Source organism: Micromonospora sp. LOL_023, assembly GCF_048060115.1.
Taxonomy (GTDB): Bacteria; Actinomycetota; Actinomycetes; order Mycobacteriales; family Micromonosporaceae; genus Micromonospora_E.
Genome location: NZ_JBHMIM010000040.1, coordinates 56,268 through 70,240, shown reverse-complemented (window position 1 = coordinate 70,240; position 13,973 = coordinate 56,268). Strand labels below are relative to the sequence as shown.

Annotated in this window: 14 protein-coding genes; 6 read left to right on the top strand and 8 right to left on the bottom strand. The window is 70.9% G+C overall.

The features are described from left to right. Positions 1-746: 746 nt before the first annotated feature. The gene (locus ACFHVL_RS21030; protein WP_416630023.1) at positions 747-1,751 is read left to right on the top strand and encodes an aminoglycoside phosphotransferase family protein; all 1,005 of its coding nucleotides are present in this window, start codon (positions 747-749) and stop codon (positions 1,749-1,751) included. Between the two features lie 20 nt (positions 1,752-1,771). On the opposite strand, the gene ACFHVL_RS21025 is transcribed toward ACFHVL_RS21030, so the two are convergent. Further along, a complete protein-coding gene (locus tag ACFHVL_RS21025; RefSeq protein ID WP_416630022.1) occupies positions 1,772-2,692 on the bottom strand; it encodes an aminoglycoside phosphotransferase family protein in 921 nt (306 codons plus the stop codon). A gap of 85 nt (positions 2,693-2,777) precedes the next feature. Here ACFHVL_RS21025 and ACFHVL_RS21020 point away from each other — a divergent pair, with 85 nt between their 5' ends. Both ACFHVL_RS21020 and ACFHVL_RS21015 read left to right on the top strand, forming a co-directional pair. Beyond that, a complete protein-coding gene (locus ACFHVL_RS21020; RefSeq protein ID WP_416630021.1) occupies positions 2,778-2,990 on the top strand; it encodes a type II toxin-antitoxin system HicA family toxin in 213 nt (70 codons plus the stop codon). After that, complete coding sequence (locus tag ACFHVL_RS21015; RefSeq protein WP_416630019.1) at positions 2,981-3,382, top strand: type II toxin-antitoxin system HicB family antitoxin; 402 nt, start codon at positions 2,981-2,983, stop codon at positions 3,380-3,382. The genes ACFHVL_RS21020 and ACFHVL_RS21015 overlap by 10 nt, the downstream gene beginning before the upstream one ends. Here ACFHVL_RS21015 and ACFHVL_RS21010 read toward each other — a convergent pair. Continuing rightward, entirely contained in the window at positions 3,368-3,865 is a 498-nt protein-coding gene (locus ACFHVL_RS21010) for an NUDIX hydrolase (RefSeq protein WP_416630018.1), read from the bottom strand. The two genes, ACFHVL_RS21015 and ACFHVL_RS21010, sit on opposite strands and share 15 nt — an antisense overlap. 43 nt (positions 3,866-3,908) lie before the next feature. On the opposite strand from ACFHVL_RS21010, the gene ACFHVL_RS21005 reads away from it, so the two are divergent. The 3 genes from ACFHVL_RS21005 to ACFHVL_RS20995 all read left to right on the top strand — a co-directional run bounded on the left by ACFHVL_RS21005 (position 3,909) and on the right by ACFHVL_RS20995 (position 6,590). Next, on the top strand, positions 3,909-4,211 hold the full coding sequence (locus ACFHVL_RS21005; protein WP_416630017.1) for an alpha/beta fold hydrolase: 303 nt from the start codon (positions 3,909-3,911) through the stop codon (positions 4,209-4,211). After that, positions 4,208-4,711 carry an alpha/beta fold hydrolase gene (locus tag ACFHVL_RS21000; RefSeq protein WP_416630034.1) on the top strand — a complete coding sequence of 168 codons (504 nt, stop codon included), beginning with the start codon at positions 4,208-4,210 and terminating at the stop codon, positions 4,709-4,711. Before ACFHVL_RS21005 ends, ACFHVL_RS21000 begins: the two co-directional genes overlap by 4 nt. A gap of 223 nt (positions 4,712-4,934) precedes the next feature. Then, positions 4,935-6,590 (top strand): glycosyltransferase, encoded by a 1,656-nt coding sequence (locus tag ACFHVL_RS20995; protein WP_416630015.1) that lies wholly within the window; start codon positions 4,935-4,937, stop codon positions 6,588-6,590. On the opposite strand, the gene ACFHVL_RS20990 is transcribed toward ACFHVL_RS20995, so the two are convergent. The 6 genes from ACFHVL_RS20990 to tal all read right to left on the bottom strand — a co-directional run bounded on the left by ACFHVL_RS20990 (position 6,587) and on the right by tal (position 13,965). Next, a complete protein-coding gene (locus ACFHVL_RS20990; protein WP_416630014.1) occupies positions 6,587-7,573 on the bottom strand; it encodes a glycosyltransferase family 2 protein in 987 nt (328 codons plus the stop codon). The two genes, ACFHVL_RS20995 and ACFHVL_RS20990, sit on opposite strands and share 4 nt — an antisense overlap. 224 nt (positions 7,574-7,797) lie before the next feature. Then, positions 7,798-8,589 carry a 6-phosphogluconolactonase gene (pgl, locus tag ACFHVL_RS20985; protein WP_416630013.1) on the bottom strand — a complete coding sequence of 264 codons (792 nt, stop codon included), beginning with the start codon at positions 8,587-8,589 and terminating at the stop codon, positions 7,798-7,800. Next, the gene (locus tag ACFHVL_RS20980; protein ID WP_416630012.1) at positions 8,586-9,593 is read right to left on the bottom strand and encodes a glucose-6-phosphate dehydrogenase assembly protein OpcA; all 1,008 of its coding nucleotides are present in this window, start codon (positions 9,591-9,593) and stop codon (positions 8,586-8,588) included. The genes pgl and ACFHVL_RS20980 overlap by 4 nt, the downstream gene beginning before the upstream one ends. Next, complete coding sequence (zwf, locus tag ACFHVL_RS20975) at positions 9,590-11,104, bottom strand: glucose-6-phosphate dehydrogenase (protein ID WP_416630011.1); 1,515 nt, start codon at positions 11,102-11,104, stop codon at positions 9,590-9,592. Before zwf ends, ACFHVL_RS20980 begins: the two co-directional genes overlap by 4 nt. A gap of 36 nt (positions 11,105-11,140) precedes the next feature. Beyond that, positions 11,141-12,790 carry a glucose-6-phosphate isomerase gene (locus ACFHVL_RS20970; RefSeq protein ID WP_416630009.1) on the bottom strand — a complete coding sequence of 550 codons (1,650 nt, stop codon included), beginning with the start codon at positions 12,788-12,790 and terminating at the stop codon, positions 11,141-11,143. Then, complete coding sequence (gene tal, locus ACFHVL_RS20965; RefSeq protein WP_416630008.1) at positions 12,787-13,965, bottom strand: transaldolase; 1,179 nt, start codon at positions 13,963-13,965, stop codon at positions 12,787-12,789. The genes ACFHVL_RS20970 and tal overlap by 4 nt, the downstream gene beginning before the upstream one ends. Between the last annotated feature and the right edge of the window lie 8 nt (positions 13,966-13,973).

Sequence of the window (13,973 nt, the reverse complement as noted above, 5' to 3'; positions counted from 1 at the left end):
AGCACAACCGAACCACCTGAGCCGAGTACCGGCACTACACCCAGTCGCGAACCGTTACTCGCAAAGGCTCATTAGGCGACTCTCATTCACGAATACTCACGAAGCATGCGGTGATGGCGTGTGGTCGCCGACCACACGCCATCACCGCATGTACGAAGTTTGGTAGTAGCTGATCCATCCGTTGCTGGCCGAGAAGGTGCAGTCAGCGCCGGAGTAGGTAGTGGTGCTGCCCTGCAGTCGCACCACTTCCCCGCTCTTGTCTGATTGCGCTGAGCACGCAACCCCGGAGACGTACGTTCCGGTGTACTTCGCACCCGCCGAGGTGCACTTCTGCGCCCAAGCGGTGTTCCGCCATTCGGTGTGGCAGTTGAAAACAGGGCTGGAGGTGCCTGCGGCAACTGCGGGGCCGGTCGCAGTGAGACCGAGCGCGCCGGCCGCGAGTAGGCCCAGAACCGCAGCCTGAGCAACGTGCTTGCCGGAGCGGCTAGTGCGCAGTGATCGCCGGACAAGGTTCATGTGACTCCTTCAGCTGAAGGAGTCCGAGTGCTGGACGGGCTTGGCTGTCGGGCGCAAGCCCTTTGCGTAGAGACTTGTCAAATGTTACCGGTCGGCCATTTGAGACGCAAGTGGGTATTGTTTTGATCTTGAAGCAAGTGAGTCGGCACCTTCGGTAGCAGTCAGAAGTAGGCGCTTTGAGCTGGCAGGATAGACCCGTTGGCAGACAATCGTCTCGGTCAGGAGGCGACATGGCTGAACGCGGCTTCGTGCCAGCCCAGTTCGAGTCATCGGGCAGCACGGGCCATGTCGGTGGATCGGGCCTGGAGATCCCGGCGGAGCTGGCGGCATCCCACGCCGCGTACTTCGGCGACGCCGGTCGCGCCTGGATCGCGGCGCTGCCGCAGCTGACCACGGCCATCATGGACCGGTGGGGGCTACGTCACGACGGGCCGCCGAGCTGCGGAGCGATCGCCCTGGTGCTACCCGTCCTGCAGGCCGACGGGTCGCCGGCGATGCTGAAGCTGCAGCCGATCGACGAGGAGACCGTCGGCGAGCCGGTGGCGCTGCGGGCCTGGGGCGGCAATGGCGCGGTCCGACTCCTGCGGCACGACGCCAGCTCCGGCACGATGCTGCTGGAACGCCTCGACGCCGACCGTACCCTGGCAGTCGTCCCCGACGATCTGGCCGCGCTGCGGACCCTCAGCCAGCTCCTCGCCCGGCTGACCTCGGTGGCCGCGCTGCCCGACGTACGCCGCCTCGCCGATGTCGCCGCCGGAATGCTCGACCGGGTGCCGCAGGCGCTGGTACGGCTACCCGCAGCCGACCACCCGCTGATCCGGCGGTGCGCGGCGGCCGTGCAGGAGCTGCTGCCGGAGGTTGGCGACCGGCTGCTGCACTGGGATCTGCACTACGACAACGTCCTCGCGTCCCGGGTCGATCCGGCCGCGCCCGGCGATCGGGAGCCGTGGCTGGCGATCGACCCGAAACCACTCGCCGGCGATCCCTGCTTCGAGCTGCTCCCCGCGCTGCACAACCGGTGGGACGACGTGGTCGCCACCGGCGACGTGCCGCGGGCGGTCCGGCTGCGCTTCGACCTGATGACCGAGGTGCTGGGCGTCGACCGGGCACGGGCGGTCGGTTGGACGCTCGGTCGCGTACTGCAGGACCTACTCTGGGAGTCCGAAGCCGGCGGCCCGGCGTGGCATAGCGCGCCGGACCGGGCGATCGCCCACGCCCTGTTGCACGACGGTTGACGGAATGTCCCCGCCGCTCATCAGTCGATCGTGGCGATGAGACGTCGTAGCGCGGCGTGAGCCGGTGGACCCCAGGTCGGCTTGCCGCCGGGGCGGCTATGGGCCCCGGCATCGCCGATCAGGATGCCGCTGAGGGCGCGGGCCATCGCCCAGCCACGGGCCCGGCGCATGGTGGCGGCGTCCAGGCTCGGCTGGTACGCCGCGTAGAAGTCGTCGATCGTGTCGTCCGGGAACAGGATCCAGCCGGCGGCGAGGTCGTACGCCGGGTCGCCCACGCAGAGGTCGCCGAAGTCGATGACACCGCAGATGGTGCCGTCGGCGGTGAGGACGTTGGCCGGATGCAGGTCGGCGTGCAGCCACAGCGCCGGACCCGACCATCCGGGTGCAGTGACCGCGTCCCGCCATACCGCGTGGACGGCGGCCGGGTCGTCGATCAGCCCGCGCTCGGTGACCTCGGCGAGTCCGTGGGTGAACTGGTCGGTGTGGTCGGCCAACGGCCCGCCCCGGCCGCTGCCGCTGCCCGTGGGCGCGCTGTTGGGAGCGGGCCGATGCAGCGCGGTCAGGAACGTCGCCAGGGATTCAGCGGCCGCGCGGGCTCTGGTGACCGGGGCCCGGTCGGCGGGGGCTCCCGGGAGCCAGGTGGTGACGAGCCAGGGCCGAGGGAACCGCGCGGACGGCTCGCCGAGGCGCTGCGGTACGGGGACCGGCAACGGCAGGTGCGGTGCCAGCGCCGGCAGCCAGGCGTACTCCTTGAGCAGCAGCGCGTCCGCCGACCTGGTCGCCCACGGCAGCCGGACGGCGAGATCGTCACCGAGGCGCCACATCTGGTTGTCCCAGCCCCGCGCGGCCAGCCGGACCGACCGGTCGGCGAGGTCGGGACACTGGTCGCGGAGCAGACCCCGGACCAGCTCCGCGGTGACCTCAACCTCGATGTGGTCCACGGCGAGTAACAGTAGTCGCACCGGCGGTCCGAGTTGGTGTCTAGCGTAATTTACTTGATCTGTCTATCGGGCTAGGCTAGGCTGCGTGAAGCGGGTTGACCTCATTAAGAAGATCGGCACAGCAGCAGCTGAGGCCGGCAAGGAGTTCGAGCTACTTCGTGAAGGCGGGAGTCACTCCATCTTTCGGTGTGGCGGTCAGAAGGTTGTGATACCCCGACACCGGGAAATCAACGAATACACGGCACGGGGCATCATGAGCGATCTCGACGATCAACTCGGGGAGGACTGGTGGAAGTGACGACCTACTCCGTGGTCTGCCGGCGGGTCGGCAACTGGTGGGCCATCAGCGTGCCTGAACTCAAGGGCGTGCACACCCAGGCCCGGCGACTCGACCAGGTCGCTGCGATGGCTCGAGAAGCGATCGCGTTGCTGCTGGACGTCGACCCGGACAAGGTGGAAGTCGATGTCCGTCCTGAACTTCCCGGTATGGTTTCGGTAGCTCTGGACGCCAGGCGGGCGGCCCGGGACGCCGACGAGAAGGCTGAACGGGCGACCGCAACAGCGGTGCTGGCGCTCCTACGTGACGGCTATACCGTCCGGGATGCAGGCGCACTTCTCGGACTGTCACCCCAACGTATTTCGCAGATCTCCGCACGGAACACCACTACCCCTACGTCATCGGCGGCATAGTTCGGTCGCCCGTCTTGACGCGGGCCGGGGTTCGGTCCGTGTGGTCCATCGACGGTCGATGTCGCCGAGCAGCGCGTCCTGGTGGTCGGCGAGATGGGCTCGCAGCGGCAGCGGGACGAATCGGCAGGTGAACCGCAGCTCTCGATCCACCCCAGCACCCGTCACGGTGTGCTGCCAGGCATCGGGGATGTGGTCCGGGGCCTGCAGGTGAAAGTAGGTGGTACGTCGGGGCTGGCCGGTCTCGGGTTGTGGCTTGTCCTCGCTCCCGATCTTGTGAACCACGGTGACGCCGGTCAGGCCGGTCTCCTCGGCGACTTCGCGAAGCACCGCGTCGAGTAGCTCCTCGCCGGGCTGCACACCGCCAGCGGGCACCTGAGTGCCGGCGTCAGGGAAGTCGATGTGGTCGAAGACCAGGAGCTGCGCACCGCTGCCGGTGGTCCGGATGACGTATCCGGCGACGCGGATCCGTGTGGTGGGCCTCATCGGTACATCGTGCACGGCCCGAGCTACATAACGGGTTGTCTTGATGGTCGCCCTCCACGTGCGTGCGCCGGTGAACGTGACGATCTGGGATGGTCCGGCGGCAGCGGCACGCGCGATTCTGGTCCACGGGACGCTTAGCTGGGCTGCATCGGCGTTCGAGCGGCAACGGCCGCTGGCCCGGCACCGACGGGTGTTGCTGCCGGACCGACGGGGCTACGGCCGCAGTCCGGACGTCGACGACGGTCAGGTGACCAGCGACTACGCCGTCGACGCGCAGGATGTGATCGCTCTGATGACCGGCGGCGTCCTCTGGTCGGCCACTCGTACGGCGGCACGGTGGCGATGATCGCTGCGGCGACGCGGCCCGACCTGGTCCGGTCCTTGACGCTCATCGAGCCGTGTGCCCACCGGATCGCCTCGGACGATCCGCTGGTCGCTGCGGCGATCGAGGACGCGCGCGAGTTCATGGCTGATGCCCGCAGACGGCCCGCGCGGCGGTATCTGGACCTGGTCTACCCGGCTGGGCAGTCGCGCCCGGAGCCGGCGGATTGGCTGGAGCGGGCGGCCTGGACCGCCCTGAACGAACGTCCGTGCTGGCTCGCGGACCTGGCGACCCGGCCGCTGGCGGATGCCGGGTTCGCGAAGCTGGTGATCGTCGGCGACTGGGGTACGGTCTCCGGCGGCTACCGGCCCGGCATGGCGCAGGTGATGGAGAAGGTGGCGGCGACGGTTGCTGACCGGATCGGAGCTCGCCTCGTCCGGGTCTGCGGTGCCGCGCACGAGCCCCACCGCGAGCAGCCCGACGCGGTCAACAAGGTGCTCGAACAGCTGTGGTCAGCCGGGTGAGGTGGGAGAGTCCGCTCCAGCTGGCGGTGGCCGATCGGATGCGCGTGGCCGAATGTACCGTCGGCGTGTCGTGTCGATGGCGCGCAGTGGATCATCCCTGGCCGGTGAGCTCGTACGTGTGTTGGTCAGCAGGTTGAGTGGAACAGGCCGCCCACCGGCTGCGTCGCGTGAGCATCCTCAGCCAGTCGGGTGAGCGTTCACCGAACCCTGCTAGTTTCTGCCCGTGAGTGAGGCAGACGGATCACCCACCGTCCCACGTGTCGTCCGTAACGACTGGTCTTCGGTGTCCGCGCCCGAGCTGGCGGGCTGGCGGCCCACGCTGACGGTGAGCGTCGTCATCCCGGCCTTCAACTGCCAGCCGACCCTCGATCTGACGCTGGCATCGTTGAGCCGGCAGACGTACCCGGCCGACCTGCTCGAGGTGGTCGTGGTCGACGACGGCTCCGACCCGCCGTTGACCCTGCCCGCGGTCCGGCCGGCGCGGACGAGGATCGTCCGGGTCGGTGCCGACGGCGTGGCCGGCTGGGGGCGGGCCGCCGCGCTGCGCTGCGGGGTCGTGCACAGCTCCGGGGAGATCCTGCACTGGCTGGACGCCGACATGATCGTCTATCCCGAGCACGTGGCGGCCCAGGTCCGCTGGCAGCACGTGCTGCCGTACGCGGTCACCCTCGGCTACAAGCGCTTCGTCGAGCCGGACGGCGACGGGCGGTGGCCGTCGGCGGAGACGGTCACCGAGACGCTGGACCGGGGCGCGGCGGCGGACCTGTTCGGTGACCGGGCCAGCGAGCCGCACAGCTACGTCGAGCGGTACATCAACCAGACCGACCAGCTCCGCCTCGCCGACCACCACGTCTTCAAGATCCACGTCGGGGCGACCGCCGCGCTGCGCCGTCAGCTGTATCAGGAGGCCGGCGGCTTCGACGCGGACCTGCGCCTCGGTGAGGACACCGAGTTCGGCTACCGCCTCGCCCAGGCAGGTGCCGTTTTCGTGCCGGAGCCGGCCGCGCGCAGTTGGCATCTCGGGCGTACCCATGTCATGCGGGCCCGCCAGGAGGTAGCCCGCTGGAACCGCCCGTTCTTCGCCGACCGGGTCCCGTACCCCCGCACCTGGCGCAAGGTGGGCGGGACGTCCTGGTCCGTCCCGCTCGCCGAGGTGGTCACGGTAGTCGGTGACGAGCCGCTGGAACGGGTACGGGCGGCCGTCGACTCGGTGCTGCGCGGCAGCGAGCACGACATCCGGATCACTCTCGTTGGTCCGTGGGACCGACTCGACGACGCGCGGGTGCGGGTGCTCACCGACCCGCTGCGCGACCTGCGGCTGATCGCCGCGACCTACCGGGGCGAACCACGGGTGCGGCTGGCCACCGAACGGCCCACCAGCGTCTTTCCCACGCCGTACCTGCTGGATCTGCCGGCCGCCTACGGCCTGGCGCCGGACGCGCTGCGGCGTCTGATCGACGTCGCCGACCGCTACCAGGTCGGCGTGGTCCGGGTCGATCCCGACGGCGTCGACGCCGTCGGGGAGGCCGGCGTACAGCTGTGGCGGACCGCCGCGCTCGGCCGGGCGCGGTGGGTGCGCTGCGCCGACGAGCCGCTGTTCGACGCGGTGACCTCGGTGTACGGGCACCGCGACGTGACCGCCGACGCGGTCGGCGTGGCCGACCTGACCCGGTTCGACGTGGCCGACCTGGCGGGCGGCATGCCCCGGCTGACCGGGCGGGGCCGGGCACCCGCCCTGGTGCCGACGACGGTCGAGGTGGCGGGTGTGCGGTCACTGGCCAAGGCCACGGTGGTGGTCGCGTGGATGGCGGGTCGGCGGGTACGGGCGACGCTACGCGTGCCCGACCGGTCGGCCCGCGACGGCACCAAGATCGGCTAGGAAGCGACCGACCGATCGGCCGGGCGCGCCGGCTGCGCGGGCTGCGGCCAGTCACGGCGCTTGAGCATCATGTCCCGTACCGTGCGGCGCAGGTCCGGCGGAATCAGCCAGATCTGCGCGAACGTGAGGTAGTCCAGCGTGCCCGGCCGGCCATGCCGCCGGGCCTCGCGCAGCAGTGAGGCGAAGACCTTGCCGCTGCGGGTCGGTGCCGCCATCGAGCTGATCACGCTCATCGTGAGTGCCGCGTACGCCCGGGGTGTCATCAGTGGGCGGCTGCGCCGCAGCCACTCGAGCTGCGCCTGCCACGGCGAACGCAGGCTGATCCGGGGCCGGTTCTCGTCCTGATGCCAGATGACCAGCGGCTCGTCGGCGAAGACGAGTGCGACGTCGTCGTGGCTCAGCGCCCGCAGGGACCAGTCGAGCTCCTGCATCCGGGGCACCGTCGGATCGAACGGCACCCGGCGGAACAGTTCGGTCGGAGCCATGATCGTCGACGTCTGGATGAAGCCGTCGCCATGGAACAGCCCCCGGCGGACGGTGAAGTACTCGCTGGGCGGCTCGTCTGGTCCGGGCAGCCGGCGGGGAATGACGAACTCGGCCCGTGGGGTCCGGTTGATCAACCGGCTCGCGACGATCGGCAGCGGTGCGGACGCCCCGCGAGCGACGTCGAGTTGCGCGGCGAGCTTGTGGGGCAGCCACTCGTCGTCGTCGTCGAGCAGCGCCACCCAGGGCGCGCGCGCCTGCCGTACCCCGACGTTGCGCGCCTGCGGTGCGCCGCCACGCTCGGGCAGTTCGATCACCCGCAGCCGGGTGTCGGCGATCGCGTCGAGCGCGGCCCGGGTCGCCTGGTCGGGCCCGTCGATCACCACGATCACTTCGATGTCCTCGAAGCTCTGTGCGAGGGCACTGCGGACGGCGCGGGTGACGAGATCCGGACGGCTGTGCGTGGGGATGACCACGCTGACGGCTGAGGTGCTGAGCATGCGTCGACCTGCCAAGGGTGCGGTTGAGCAGCTACGGGCGATTGCGCGGGCTGTCCTGTCGAACGGAACCTGGCCCGGGTGAGTCACGGGCGATGTTCGCGGTCGAGTACGACCATTGGGTGAAGCCCAGACAGGCAGCAGGCGTACAGACCGGGAAGAACGCCCGGTCCGTACGCCTGAGTGTGGTTCTCTCCGCTGCGGAGCCCGCCGGTGAGCTGCCAAGCCTAGCCCGCTGGTGAGCTGTCAGCCGGAGCCGCCGGGGCCACCGCGATCTCGTCGGCCGCGGCCCGGTCGAGCAGCCACCAGGTGCGCCGCACGCCGCGTACGCCCGATGCCGGCACCGCGACTGGGTCGGCACCGCCGTACGCGCGGCCGACCGCCGCCGCCTTGTCGGCCCCGGCGGCGACCAGCCACACCTCGTCGGCGGTGTTGATCGTCGGCAGGGTCAGGGTGATTCGGGTCGGCGGCGGTTTCGGGCTGTCGCGCACCGCCGCCACCGGCCGGGTCTCGCCGGTGACCGGATGCCCCGGGAACACCGACGCGACGTGCCCGTCCTCGCCGACGCCGAGCATCAGCACGTCGAAGCGGGGCAGCGGGGCCGTACCCGGGCCGGCGGCGACCCGGTCGAGGACGGCGGCGTACCGGGCGGCGGCGGCCTCGGGGTCGCCGCCGTCCGGTCCGTCGGCGGCGGGCATCGCGTGCACCCGCTGCGGATCGAGTGGCAACGCGTCCAGCAGTGCCGCGCGGGCCTGGGTCTCGTTGCGGTCCGGGTCACCGGCGGGCAGGAACCGTTCGTCGCCCCACCAGATGTCGACCCGTGACCAGTCGATCGCGGTGCTGGCCGGCAAGTCGCCGACGGCGCGTAGCACCGCCGCCGCGACCCGACCGCCGGTCAGCACCACCGCCGCTTCGCCCCGGTCGGCCTGGGCGTCGAGCAGCCGTACGACGAGCCGGGACGCCACCGCGCTGGCCAGCACGGTGGCGTCCGGATGCACCACGAGACCGGAGCCGCTCACGAACCGCTCCGGGCCGGCTCGGCGTCCGGTGCGGTCGTACCGGGGACCGCCGGGTCCTTCCAGATGTGTATCCGCTTGGCGGGCCGGGCCGACAACTCCGGCAGCCCGGCGAGGGTGCCGAGCGCGTCGGAGTAGACCTGGTCGGCGTCGAGCCGACGTAGCTCCTCGGCGAGTTCCTCGCCGAGCGGCCGGCGGACCAGCGGCATCTGCCGCTCCGGCTGCCCGGTCCGGGTGAACAGTGCCGAACTGTCCTCCCGGACGATGCTGAGCCCGTCGCCGTTGGCGCAGCGCAGCTCCACCGAGCGCATCCGGGGCGACGTCGTGGTCTCCTCCCAGCGTGGCGTGATGCCGAGCCGGGCGGCCAGCCAGCTGATCATCAGCGCGGCGGTCGGGTCGGCCCGGGGCGCGGTCACCGTGGCGCCGGTGATTCGCGCATCGGTGGTGTCGAACGCCCCGGCGACCAGGGTGCGCCACGGGGTGATCCGGGTCCAGGCCAGGTCGGTGTCGCCGGAGGCGTAGTCGACGGCCCGTTGCAGCAGCGCCTGCACCGGGTTCGGGGCCTGCGCCGAGTCGGTGATCCGCCGGTCGGCGACCACCCCGAGGTAGTCGTTGGCGATCTGCTCCGGCGGCTCACCGTGCCACCAGGTGACCACCGGCACGTCCGGCACCAGCAGCGGCATCACGACCGACTCGGCGTGCAGCGCGAGCCGGCCGGAGGTCCGCATCACCACGGCCTCGCAGGGTCCGAGCCGGCCGCCGACGACCACTTCGGCGTCGAGCCGGCTGCGTTTGCGGTCGATGTCAGCGCGGACCACGACGAGCAGTCGGCACGGGTGGGCGGCGGCGGCGATGGTGGCTGCCGCCTCCGCCTCGCGTACCCGCTTCTCGTCGACCACGACGATAAGTGTCAGCGCCATCCCGCTGGCCACCCCGCCGGCACTGCGCCGTTCGGCGGCCAACGCCTTGACCACCTCGTTGCCGGTGGTGTCCCACAGGCTGATCATGCTCTCCTCCAGGATCGGCCCTCGCGGGCCAGCATCTCGTCGGCGGCCCGGGGCCCCCACTCGCCGGCCCGGTACTGCTCCGGCTTGGTGCCCTGCCAGGCCTGTTCGAGGGGGTCGATGACCCGCCAGCTCTGCTCCACCTCGGCGGCGTCCGGGAAGAGCGTGCGATCGCCGATCAGTACGTCGAGCACCAACCGCTCGTACGCTTCCGGGCTGGCCTCGGTGAAGGCCTCGCCGTACTGGAAGTCCATCGCGATGTCGCGGACCTCCATGGTGGTGCCCGGCACCTTGGCGCCGAACTTGAGCACCACGCCTTCGTCCGGCTGCACCCGGATGACCAGCTGGTTGCTGCTGAGCATCTCCACGTCGGTGCGGTTGAACGGCAGGTGTGGTGCCGTCTTGAACATCACCGCGACCTCGGTCACCCGCCGGGGCAACCGCTTTCCTGCGCGCAAATAAAACGGCACCCCCGCCCACCTGCGGTTCTGGATCCCCAGTCGCATCGCCACATACGTCTCGGTGGTCGAGTCGGCGGGAACGTTCGGCTCCTCCAGGTAGCCGCCGGCCCGCTGACCGGCCACCCAGCCGCGCAGGTACTGCCCCCGGACGGTGCCGGCGGCCACGTCGGCGGGCAGGCTGATCGCCCGCAGCACCTTCAGCTTCTCCGCCCGGATCTCCTCGGCGTCGAAACTGGTCGGCTCCTCCATCGTGACCAGGGCGAGCAGCTGCAGCAGGTGGTTCTGCACCACGTCACGGGCAGCGCCGGTGTCGTCGTAGAACCCCGCCCGGCTGCCGATTCCGACGTCCTCGGCCATGGTGATCTGCACCGAGTCGACGTACTTGGAGTTCCACAACGGCTCGAACAGGTTGTTGGCGAACCGCAACGCCATGATGTTCTGGACGGTCTCCTTGCCCAGGTAGTGGTCGATGCGGAACACATCGTCGCGGGTGAAGACGTCGTCGACCAGGTCGTTGAGCGCCTTCGCCGACGGCAGGTCGTAACCGAACGGCTTCTCCACCACTACCCGGCGCCAGCCCCCGCACCGCTCGTTGTCGGCCATGCCGGTGCGCGCCAACTGCTTGAGCACCTGCGGGAACGCCGACGGCGGGATCGAGAAGTAGAACGCCGCGTTGCCGTGGATGCCGTGCGACTCGCGCAGCCCGTCCAGGCAGGCCGACAACTTGTCGAACGCCGCGTCGTCGTCGAACGAGCCGCCGACGAACTTGATGTTGCCGGCCAGCCGGGCCCAGACCTCTTCGCGCCAGGGGGTACGCGCGTACTCCTTGGCGGAGTCGTGCGCCAGCGACTCGAAGTCGCCGTCGGTCCAGTCCCGCCGGGCGAAGCCGAGCACCACGAAGCCGGGTGGCAGCAGCCCCCGGTTGGCCAGGTCGTAGATGCCGGGTAGCAGTTTCTTTCGGGCCAGATCACCGGTGACACCGAAAATCACCAGAGCACAGGGCTCCGGGATGCGCGGCAGCCGCCGGTCCTGCGGGTCGCGCAGGGGGTTCACGTCGCCTCCTCAGTCCGTTTCTCTCCGGACCAATTGTCAGCTGGGCAGGTTTCGGATCGTGTCCAGGAGTTGGGCGACACCGGCGGTCCGATCGGTCAGGTGCAGCCGCAGCAGCGGCCGACCCCGCCCGGCGAGAGCCTCGCGGTCACCGGCGGCCTGCGCCGCCTGCAGCTCGCCGAAGCTGTACGGCCGTCCCGGCACCGGCAGATCCTCGGCGACGGTGCCGGTGATCTGCAGGAAGGCGCCGACCTGCGGGCCGCCCTTGTGGTACTGGCCGGTGGAGTGCAGGAACCGCGGCCCCCAGCCGAAGGTAACCGGCCGGCCGGCGGCCGCCGCCAGCAGCGGGCGTACCCCGGCCGCGTCGGCGTCACCGAACCGGTCCAGGTAGGCCATCACCGCGAGGTAGCCGTCGGTGCCGGCCCCGTCGATCAACCAGCGCAACGCGCCGGGCAACTCGCCCGGCAGATCAGCCGGTCCGTACACCTCGATCGCCCCGTCGACGTACGCCGGTGCCTCCGCCGGCGGCCCGGCCGACAGGATCCGGTTGGTGTTCTCCTTGGACTCGGTGACGTTCGGCTGGTTGAACGGGTCGATGCCGAGCACCCGGCCGGCGATCGCGGTGGCGTACTCCCAGACCAGGAACTGCGCGCCGAGCGGGCCGTTGACCGCCAGATCGGGCCGCACCCCGCCGCCGGGAACGCCGCCCGGCTGGCCGGACCCGCCGTAGGTGACGGTCAGCACGTCGGTACCGGCGGCACCGGGGGAGTCCGGTGCCTCGACGACGACCGGCAGGATGCCGATGCCGTCCTTGCCGGTCGACTCGGCGACCAGCTGCTCGATCCAGTCGCCGAGCCCTTCGATGCCGGTGCCGTCGGAGATCAGCGCGATCTTGTCCCGGCCGGTGGTGGCGGCCGCGCCCAGGGCGGCGCCGAGCGCCAGCCCCGGGTTGTCGCGGTCGCCGCCGAGCGCTGCGGCCAGCTCCTGTGCCTGGTCGAGCAGTTCGACCACGTCGACGCCGGCCAGCGCCGAAGGGACCAGCCCGAACGCGGTCAGCGCCGAGTAGCGTCCGCCGACCTCCGGGTCGGCGAGCACCACGAAGGCACCCATCTCCTCGGCGGTGGCGGCCAGCGGCGAGCCGGGGTCGGTGACGATCACGAAGCGGCGTCCGGCCTCCGCCTCGCCCAGCCCTGAGTCGAGGAACGCCTGCCAGTACGCGCGACGGTGGCTGTCGGTCTCCACGGTGCCGCCGGACTTGCTGGCCACCACCACGACGGTGCGGTCCAGCCGGTCGCCGAGCGCCGCCCGCACCTGGTGCGGGTCGGTGGTGTCCAGCACGGTTACCGGCTTGCCGACGGTGAGCGAGATCACCTCGGGCGCCAGCGACGATCCGCCCATCCCGGCGAGCACCACGTGGTCCAGGTCGCCCAGCTCCGCCCGCAGTTCGGCGAGCTGCGGCAGCAGGTCGCGGCTGCGGGTGAAGGCGTCCAGCCAGCCCAGCCGGATCTTCGCTTCGGCTTCGGCGTCCGGACCCCACAGACTGGAGTCCTTGCCGACCAGCGAGGCCGGTACGCCGTCGGCGACCAGCGCGCCCCGGGTGGACGAGGCGGCCGAGGCGTCGACCGCTCCGGCGCCGTAGACGCTCAGCCCGGCGGCGGCCTCCACGCCGCCGTCGAAGAAGTCGCTCATGCGTTGCCTCCGGCCTGCCTCGCGGCGGCGGCGTTGTCCTTCGCCGCCGCGTTGGGCTCTCCGGCCCCGGCCGCCGCCGCGTCCAGCGACGAGCGCACTCCGTCGAGCAGTTCCTGCCAGCTCGCCTCGAACTTCTGCACGCCCTCGGACTCCAGGGTCTTGACCACGTCGTCGAGGTCGATGCCGACCTCGACCAGGTCGGCGAGGACCTGCCGGGCGGCCGGGTAGGCGCCGGTGACCGTGTCGCCGCGGGTCTCGCCGTGGTCGGCGTAGGCGTGCACCACCGATTCCGGCATCGTGTTGACCGTGCCGGGGGCGATCAGCTCCTCGACGTAGAGAACGTCCCGGTAGGCCGGGTTCTTCGTCGAGGTGGAGGCCCACAACGGGCGCTGCGGGTGGGCGCCGGCGTCGGCCAGGGCCTGCCAGCGGGCCGAGGAGAAGATCTCGGCGTACCGCTCGTACGCCAGCTGGGCGTTGGCCACGGCGGCCCTGCCCTTGAGTGCCTTGGCCTGCTCGCTGCCGATCTTGTCGAGCCGCTTGTCGACCTCGGAGTCCACCCGGGAAATGAAGAACGACGCGACCGACCCGATGCTGGTCAGGTCGTGCCCGTTGGCCCTGGCCTGCTCCAGCCCGTCGAGGAACGCCTCCATCACCGCGACGTAGCGGTCCAGCGAGAAGATCAGCGTGACGTTGACGCTGATCCCCTCGGCCAGGGTGGCGGTGATCGCCGGCAGCCCGGCCTCGGTCGCCGGGATCTTGATGTACAGGTTGGGGCGGTCGACCAGCCACCACAGGGCCTTGGCCTCGGCGACGGTCTCCGCGGTGCGGTACGCCAGCCGGGGGTCGACCTCGATCGACACCCGGCCGTCGATGCCGGCGCTGGTCTCGTACGCCGGGCGCATCACGTCGCAGCCCCACCGCACGTCGTACGTGGTGAGCATGCGGACCGCCTCGTCGACGCTGACGCCCCGGGCGGCCAGGTCACGTAGCTGCCAGTTGTACTCGTCGGCGTCGGCCAGCGCGGCGGCGAAGATGGTCGGGTTGGTGGTGACGCCGGCGACGTGCTTCTCACGACGCAGCTGGTCCAGGTTGCCGGTGCTCAGCCGTTGCCGGGACAGGTCGTCGAGCCAGACCGCCACGCCAGCGGCGGTGAGCTCACCCAATCGGTCCGTCATCTGGAGCC

What these genes read in the sequence shown, in the direction of transcription:
- ACFHVL_RS21030 (WP_416630023.1), top strand. Translation starts at nt 747, where the DNA reads ATGGCTGAACGCGGCTTCGTGCCAGCCCAGTTCGAGTCATCGGGCAGC.
- ACFHVL_RS21010 (WP_416630018.1), bottom strand. Translation starts at nt 3,865, where the DNA reads ATGAGGCCCACCACACGGATCCGCGTCGCCGGATACGTCATCCGGACC.
- ACFHVL_RS21005 (WP_416630017.1), top strand. Translation starts at nt 3,909, where the DNA reads ATGGTCGCCCTCCACGTGCGTGCGCCGGTGAACGTGACGATCTGGGAT.
- ACFHVL_RS21000 (WP_416630034.1), top strand. Translation starts at nt 4,208, where the DNA reads ATGATCGCTGCGGCGACGCGGCCCGACCTGGTCCGGTCCTTGACGCTC.
- ACFHVL_RS20990 (WP_416630014.1), bottom strand. Translation starts at nt 7,573, where the DNA reads ATGCTCAGCACCTCAGCCGTCAGCGTGGTCATCCCCACGCACAGCCGT.
- ACFHVL_RS20980 (WP_416630012.1), bottom strand. Translation starts at nt 9,593, where the DNA reads ATGATCAGCCTGTGGGACACCACCGGCAACGAGGTGGTCAAGGCGTTG.
- ACFHVL_RS20970 (WP_416630009.1), bottom strand. Translation starts at nt 12,790, where the DNA reads ATGAGCGACTTCTTCGACGGCGGCGTGGAGGCCGCCGCCGGGCTGAGC.
- tal (WP_416630008.1), bottom strand. Translation starts at nt 13,965, where the DNA reads ATGACGGACCGATTGGGTGAGCTCACCGCCGCTGGCGTGGCGGTCTGG.